Genomic DNA, 6,991 nt, shown 5'->3' with positions numbered 1-6,991 from the left:
CCGCCCTCGCTTTGGTCTCGTCCTCCGCTTTCGCCGCGGGCGATCCCGAAGCGGGCGCCAAGGTGTTCAACAAGTGCAAGGCCTGCCACCAGATCGGCCCCGGCGCCAAGAACGTCGTCGGCCCCGAGCTGAACGGCCTCAACGGCCGCCACACGGGCGCGGTCGAGGGCTACAACTATTCCGACGCCAACAAGAATTCCGGTCTGGTCTGGGATGAGGCGACGTTCTTGGAATATATCACGGCGCCGCAGAAGAAGATCCCCGGCACCAAAATGACCTTCGCCGGCATTCCCGACGAGACCGACCGCGCCAATCTCTGGGCCTACATCGCCCAGTTCAAGGCCGACGGCTCGAAATAAGCCGTCCCGGTTGGGTCCATTGTAGCGCCGGTCGCCAAATGCGGCCGGCGTTTTCATTTTTGCCCATTTGCCGCTTCCCCCGCGGCGCGGCTGGCGCTAAACCGCCGCCATGACCGAACTTTCGCTCGACTACGCCCTCGTTACGCCCGCCGACCGGCCCGCCATTCACAAGCTGGAGGAGCGCGCCTTCGGACCCGGCCGTTTCGCCAAGACCGCCTATCGCCTGCGCGAGGGCGTCGAGCCGGACTGGAGCCTGTCCTTTCTGGCCCGCATTGGCGGCATGCTGGTGGGCGCCAACACGATGACGCGCGTCGCCATCGGCGGCGCGCCGGCCTTGCTGCTCGGCCCGCTCACGGTCGAGGAGCCTTTTCGCGCCAGGGGCCTGGGCGAGGCGCTCGCCCAGAAATCGCTCAATGCCGCGCGCGACGCCGGGCACAGCCTGGTGATTCTGGTGGGCGATCCGCCGCTTTACGAGCGCATGGGTTTTTCGCGCGCGCCATTCGGCCATTTCACGCTGCCCGGCCCGGTCGATCCCGGCCGCCTGCTCTATTGCGAATTGCAGCCGGGCGCGCTGGCCAGCCACAAGGGCCAAGTAACGTCAGGCTGCTGAAGTCAGGCGCCTGACGCGGCGTCTTTCGTCCCGGCCCGGCGGCCCTCCCAGGCCCAGGCGGCGATCAGCGCCCCGAGCAGGACCAGCAGCCCGAACCAGCCGACCGCCAGCGGCGTCAGTTTCACGCCGCGCGCCACGCTCGCCTCGGCGCGGCGGATGCCGATATAATCCGAACCCGCATAGACCGGACTGTCGCGCATGGCGACGATCCGCGGCATGGAAATCGCCGCCGTCCCGGCCGCGCCGATGCGGCGCACGGAGCCGCCGCTCGCCTCAGCCAGCGGCCGCAGTTTTTCCGGCGTCGAAACCACCTCACGATATTCCAGCGGATTTTCCGGCCCGACATTGACCAGAGCGGTCAATTCGCCCTGGCTGGCGCGATAAAGCCCGAACTCATCGGCCTTGACCGTCGCCCGGAACAGGCCCGGCCCGGCGGGAGCGAGAGCCAGCTCCTGCGTCTTGCCCGAAGGCGAGACCAGCCGCGCCTTGCCGCTCTGGTCGCTCAGGCTCTGGCGCTCGATGGTCAGCTCGCGGCCGCGCGCCGTCGCGCGCAGGGCCTCCTCTTCCAGCTCGGGCTCCTTCATCAGCCAATGCGCCACGCGCCGCATCAGATCGACATAGGGCCCGCCGCCCTCATAGCCGCGCGACCATAGCCAGCTCTGGTCGGTCAGCAGCAGGCCGACGCGACCCTTGCCCTCGCGCGACAGCATCAGCAGAGGCGAATCCTTGACGCCGGACAAAACCGCCGCGCCGCGCAACGGCGTCGCCTGCTCCTGCCGGAACCATTCGCTCCAGGCCGGCGGCTTGCTCTGGCTCCCCGGCAGGTCGCGCGTCACCGGATGGCGCTCGCCAATGGCCGAAAGCGCGGCGCGGAACGGTCCCTGGCTGATCTCGCCAGTCGGGCGCGCCGGCACCACCTTGCCGATCGGCGTATAATAAAGTCCGTCGGGCTCGGCGAAATTCGGCCCCGCCACAATGGCGAGCGCGCCGCCGTCGCGGACATATTTGACGATATTGTCGAAATAGGCCGGCGGCAGCAGGCCCATATTCGAATAACGGTCGAATACGATCAGGTCGAAATCGACGATCTTCTTGCCGAACAATTCGGCAGTCGGAAAGGCGATCAGCGCCAGTTCGCGGATCGGCGTGCCATCCTGCTTTTCCGGCGGACGCAGGATGGTGAAATGGACCAATTCCACATTGGGATCGGATTTCAGCAGGTTGCGCCAGGCGCGCTCGCCCGGATTGGGTTCGCCGGAAACCAGCAGCACCTTGAGATGGTCGCGGATACCCTCGACCATGGCGACCGCCTTGTTGTTGATCTCGGTCAGCTCACCGTCCATCGGCTCGGCGTCGAATTCGAGCACATTGCGGCCGCCATGGGCCAGTTTCAGCGGGATCTTCAGCGGCTCGCCCGGCCGCGCCAGCACGCGGCTGACGATCTCGCCGTCGCGCCGCACCGTCACCGCAACCGGATCGCCCGGCCCGTTGGATTCCTCGACCTTGGCCGTGAAGACGACATCCTTGCCGATCAGGCCGAAACGCGGGGCCTCGACCAGAACCATGCGGCGGTCGCGCTCGCCGTCATGGCCGGTGATGAGCGCATGGAGCGGCGCCTTGAGATTGGCGGCGGCGAGCGAGGGCGGGATGTCGTGGACCACGCCGTCCGTCACCATGACGACGGCGCCGAGCCGCTCGCTCGCCACATCGGCAAGGCCCGCATTCAGCGCCGAGAACAGCCTTGTGCCGTCGCCACCCTCGGAATCGCCCGTCTCCTCGCCGGCCTCGATGAAGCGGACCTCGACATTATCGAGCCCCTTCAGCGCCTGATCGAGCGCGACGCGCGCGGCTTCGGTCTGGGCGCGGCGGTCGCCGAAATTCTGCGAGGCGCTGCGGTCGAGCACCACGGCGACCACATCGCGCAGGCCCTCGCGGCGCTCCTCGACCAGCGACGGATTGGAGAGGGCGCCGAGCAAGGCGCAGAACACGACCGCGCGGAAAATCGCACCGCGCCGGCGCAGGACCAGCGCCGCCACGACGAGCGCCGCCGAGAGCGCGGCGAACAGCCCGATCAGCCAGAGCGGCGCCAAAGGCGCGAAGGCGAGGCCGAATTCCGTCAATGGCCCAGCCTTTCCAGCAGTTCCGGGACATGGACCTGATCGGCCTTGTAATTGCCCGTCAGCGTATACATCACGATATTAACGCCGCCGCGCAGCGCCATTTCGCGCTGGCGCGGGCCGCCCGGCGAGAGCGGATAGAGCCCGTCGCCGCCCTGATCGCCGGCCCAGGCGGCAGCGAGATCATTGGAGGCGATGATGATCGGCGACACGCCGTCGCCGGCGCGCGCCGGCCGGTTTTCCTTCTCGCTTTCGGGCGGCAGCGCCTCGATATAGGTCGGACCGGTCTCGGTGCGACCGACGAAGCCGTCGAGCAGATAGAAGGTCCGGTTGATGACGTGATCCTTCGGCGTCGGTTCGAGCGGCGGCAAGTCGATGTCCTTCAGAAAGGCTTGCAGCCAACGTTGCGCCGGGGTGGCAGGACCCTTGTCGAATTGCATGCCGCCGTCGCGGGTGTCGAACAGCACCATGCCGCCCTGTTTCATATAGGCCGCGATGCGCCGCGCGACCTCGGGGCCCGGCTGCGGCCGGTCCGGCGCGATCGGCCAGTACAGCAGCGGATAAAAGGAAAGTTCGTCGCGCGCCGGGTCGACGCCCTGCGGTTCGCTCGGCACGAAGGAAGTCCGTCGCGCCAAAGTCTCCGACAAGGAATAAAGCCCCTCGCCGCTGATCTTGTCGACGCGGGAATCGCCGGTGATGACATAAGCAAGCTTGGTGGACAGCGCGGCCTGAATGTCGCGCTGGCTATGCGCCTCCGCGCGAACGGGCGTGGGCGAGACAAGAGCGGGGGCGGCGAAGATCAGCGCCAGCGCCGCCAGCGCGGGCCCGACCTGACGGCGCCAGCGCCCGCCGAGCCACAGCATGGCCAGCGCATCCGCCAGAGCCAGCACGAAAGCGCCGATCAGCAGAGGCCCGCGCAGGTCGACCGGGCGCGGCCCCGCCAGTTCGGTCAGGCGGAATTTCAGGCCGGAAATATCGAGCGGTGTGAGCGGCATGTCGGGATCGAAGGCGTTGAGCGCGCGCGGCGCGGAAGCCGCGCCGTAAAGTCCGGCCGGATGATCGGCGTCGGGCGCCGTTACGCCCTTGGCGGGCAAAGATTTGGCGTTGGCCGGCGGCGTCCCGAGCACGCCGAAGCCGTCGAGCAGCCGCAAGGGCGGCAGGAAGGCGGCGGCCTCCGCGCCCGCCTCGCCCGGCTTGGCCACCAGCCCGGCGCGATCGACGATCCGCTTCAGCATTTCCACGAACAGGCCGGACAGCGGCACGTTGGACCAGCCGGCGTCGGCCGAGACATGGAACAGGACCAAAGTCCCCGGCCCGCGCTTGTCGGCGGTGACCAGCGGCGTGCCGTCGGCGAGCCTTGCCCAGGTCTTGGCCGGCAGGCCCTCTTCCGGCTCCGCCAGCACCTGACGCGCCACCGTCGCCTCGGCGGGCGGCGTCAGGCCGAAGAACGGGCTCGCCTCCTCGAAGGGCGCCAGAGGCTTGGGCTTATCCCACGACAGGGCGCCGCCCAAGGTGCGGCCGCCGCGCCGCAATTTCGTCGGGAACAGATCGTCGCCGCCGGCGGCGAGGCGCGGACCGGCGAAGCGGACGATGGTTCCGCCCGAGGCGAGAAAGGCGTCGAGCCGGGCGCGCAAGGCCGGCGCGGCGGCGTTGACGTCAGCGAGGATCAGCACGTCGACGCCATCGTCGAGCAAATGGCCGACCGGATCGCTGTCGCCGGGCTTGGCCTCGCGCAGATCGGCATAGGGCGAAAGCGCGTCGCGCAGATAATGCAGCGGCGACAGCAGCGGCTGCTCGCCGGTCGCGCCCGCGACGAGGCCGACGCGGCGGCGGCGCGAGCCCGCATCGAGCAGATGCACGGCGCCGGCGGAATTCTCGCCGGCGATCTCCAGCCGCGCGATCTCGTTGCGCAATTGCACGGGCAGCGTCAGCGCGGCTTTCGTGTTGAGTTGATTGGCGAAATCGAAATCGGCCTCGCCGATGGCGGCGCCCTTGGCGTCGAAGGCCAGCACCCGTCCCGAGGCCGCGCCGCCCAGCGCCGAACGCCCGATCCGCGCTTCGAGCGCTCCAGCGCCATTCTCGACGCGGCCGATGACCTGAACCGGTCGCGGATCGCGCAGGACTTCCGCTTCCGGCGCCAGTTCCGCCAGTTTGGCGGCGAAGGCCCGGCCGTCCGCCGCCTCCAGCCCATCCGCCAGCCAGACCACCTGCGCATTGGGATTGCCGGCGAGAAAGGCGCCGATGGGCGCGAGAGCCGGCGCCCGCGGGGGCAGAAAAGCCTTGGGCTTGAGCGCGCGCAGGCGGGCCAGCGCGCCCGCCGCGTCCTGCGCGGCAATCGCCTCGGCGGGAGGTTCGGAAAAGGCCAGCACGGCGGCAGGCTGGCCGGCGCGGGCCGCCGCCTCCAGCCGCGATTCCGCCGCCTGCAGCCGCAGGGTCCAGTCGCTCGCCGCCGGCCAGCCGTCGTCGACCAGCAGCAACAGCGGGCCATTGCGGAGCGCCGGCGTCCCGCGCGGCGTCAGCACCGGGCCCGCCATCGCGAGCACCACCAGCGCCGCCAGCGCCATGCGCAGGATCAGCAGCCACAAAGGCGTGCGCGCCGGGGTGGCGTCCGGCTTCTTCAGATCGAGAATCAGCTTGAGCGGCGGAAAGGCGATCCGCTGCGGCGGCGGCGGCGTCACCCGCAGCAGCAGATAAAGCAGCGGCGCCCCGGCGAGAAGCAGCAGCGCCCAGGGCGCGGAAAAACTCAGCGACAACAGGCTCATCATCGCGCGCTATCCGCGGTGAGCGCCAGGCGCAGGTTGAGCAAGGCTTCCGAGGCCGGGCGCGCGGTGGAATGCAGCGCGAAGGTCCAGCCCTGCGCCCGCGCGGCCTCGGCGAGCGCGTCGCGGTGGGCGGCGAGGCGGGTGCGAAAAGCGGCGGCGTAATCCTCCGCGCGGCCGGCGCGCAGCAGATCGCCCGCCTCGTCGTAGAATTCGGTTTGGCCGGCGAAGGGAAAGGCCTCTTCGGCGGGGTCGTAAATCATCAAGGCGTGGCCGCGCGCGCCCTGCGCCGCCAGCCTTTGCAGGCAGGCGGCGAAATCCTCCGGCGCCACGAGAAAATCGCCAATCAGCGCCGCCTTTTCGCGCGGCCGCAGCGGCGCGGCCTCGGGGAGGTCGGGGAAGCTTTCGCCGTTGGCGCGCGATTCCGCGATCAGCGCCACAGCGAGGCTGTCGACAATGTCGCGCGCGGCGGACAGCCGCGTGACGCCGAGCCAGCCGGCGCGTTCGCCCGCGCGCACGGTGGAATCCGCCAAAGCCAGCGCCAGCACGAGCGCGCGGTCGAGCTTGGACTGGCCGCCCAGCGGCGAGCGGTAATTCATCGAGCCGGACAGGTCGGCCCAGACCCAGAGCACCTGCGCCGCCTCCCATTCGCGTTCGCGGACATAGAGCCGGTCGTCGCGGGCGGAGCGGCGCCAATCGACATTCTGCGCGGCCTCGCCCGGAATGAAGGGCCGGAACTGCCAGAAATTCTCGCCGACGCCGGCGCGGCGGCGCCCATGCGGCCCGGCCTGCGCGGAAGCCGCCGCCTGCCGCGCGGATAAAGCCAGGGCCGGCAGGCGGCGCGCGAGATCGAGCGCCTGGACCCGCTTGTCCTGATCGGGCCGCGCCGCCTCGGGCGGCAGGAAGGCGAAACCGTTCCGGGCTGGTTGGGCCATCAGCCGAATCTTTGCTTGAGCCGCTCGATCACGGCGTCGATGGTCTCGCCATCGGCGCGCGCGCTATAGGTCAGGGCCATGCGGTGCTTGAGCACGGGCGCCGCCAGCGCCAGCACATCCGCCTTGCCCGGCGCGAGCCGCCCCTGCGCCAGCGCGCGGGCGCGACAAGCCAGCATCAGCGATTGCGCGGCGCGCGGCCCCGGCCCCCAGG

General features: G+C 69.9%; 5 protein-coding genes and 1 pseudogene. 2 read left to right on the top strand and 4 right to left on the bottom strand.

The window, feature by feature from the left end:
• The first annotated feature begins 11 nt into the window (after nt 1-11).
• Nucleotides 12-359 carry a cytochrome c family protein gene (locus tag ACE3S9_RS12110; RefSeq protein ID WP_374546716.1) on the top strand — a complete coding sequence of 116 codons (348 nt, stop codon included), beginning with the start codon at nt 12-14 and terminating at the stop codon, nt 357-359.
• 109 nt (nt 360-468) lie between these two features.
• Nucleotides 469-969 carry a GNAT family N-acetyltransferase gene (locus ACE3S9_RS12105; protein ID WP_374546715.1) on the top strand — a complete coding sequence of 167 codons (501 nt, stop codon included), beginning with the start codon at nt 469-471 and terminating at the stop codon, nt 967-969.
• A gap of 2 nt (nt 970-971) precedes the next feature.
• On the opposite strand, the gene ACE3S9_RS12100 is transcribed toward ACE3S9_RS12105, so the two are convergent.
• The 4 genes and pseudogenes from ACE3S9_RS12100 to ACE3S9_RS12085 all read right to left on the bottom strand — a co-directional run.
• Complete coding sequence (locus tag ACE3S9_RS12100; RefSeq protein ID WP_374546714.1) at nt 972-3,089, bottom strand: hypothetical protein; 2,118 nt, start codon at nt 3,087-3,089, stop codon at nt 972-974.
• Nucleotides 3,086-5,848 (bottom strand): DUF4159 domain-containing protein, encoded by a 2,763-nt coding sequence (locus tag ACE3S9_RS12095; protein ID WP_374546713.1) that lies wholly within the window; start codon nt 5,846-5,848, stop codon nt 3,086-3,088. Before ACE3S9_RS12095 ends, ACE3S9_RS12100 begins: the two co-directional genes overlap by 4 nt.
• Nucleotides 5,848-6,780: a DUF58 domain-containing protein gene (locus ACE3S9_RS12090; protein WP_374546712.1), complete on the bottom strand. Its 933-nt coding sequence runs from the start codon at nt 6,778-6,780 to the stop codon at nt 5,848-5,850. The genes ACE3S9_RS12095 and ACE3S9_RS12090 overlap by 1 nt, the downstream gene beginning before the upstream one ends.
• A pseudogene (locus ACE3S9_RS12085) lies at nt 6,780-6,991 on the bottom strand (AAA family ATPase); the annotation flags it as partial. The gene ACE3S9_RS12090 and the pseudogene ACE3S9_RS12085, both read right to left, overlap by 1 nt.

It is taken from the genome of Rhodoblastus sp. (assembly GCF_041915505.1).
GTDB lineage: Bacteria > Pseudomonadota > Alphaproteobacteria > Rhizobiales > Beijerinckiaceae > Rhodoblastus.
This window is presented reverse-complemented; position numbering and strand designations above follow the sequence as displayed.

Excerpts from the sequence above, each read along its gene's own strand:
- ACE3S9_RS12095 (WP_374546713.1), bottom strand. The coding sequence starts at position 5,848 with ATGAGCCTGTTGTCGCTGAGTTTTTCCGCGCCCTGGGCGCTGCTGCTT.
- ACE3S9_RS12105 (WP_374546715.1), top strand. The coding sequence starts at position 469 with ATGACCGAACTTTCGCTCGACTACGCCCTCGTTACGCCCGCCGACCGG.
- ACE3S9_RS12090 (WP_374546712.1), bottom strand. The coding sequence starts at position 6,780 with ATGGCCCAACCAGCCCGGAACGGTTTCGCCTTCCTGCCGCCCGAGGCG.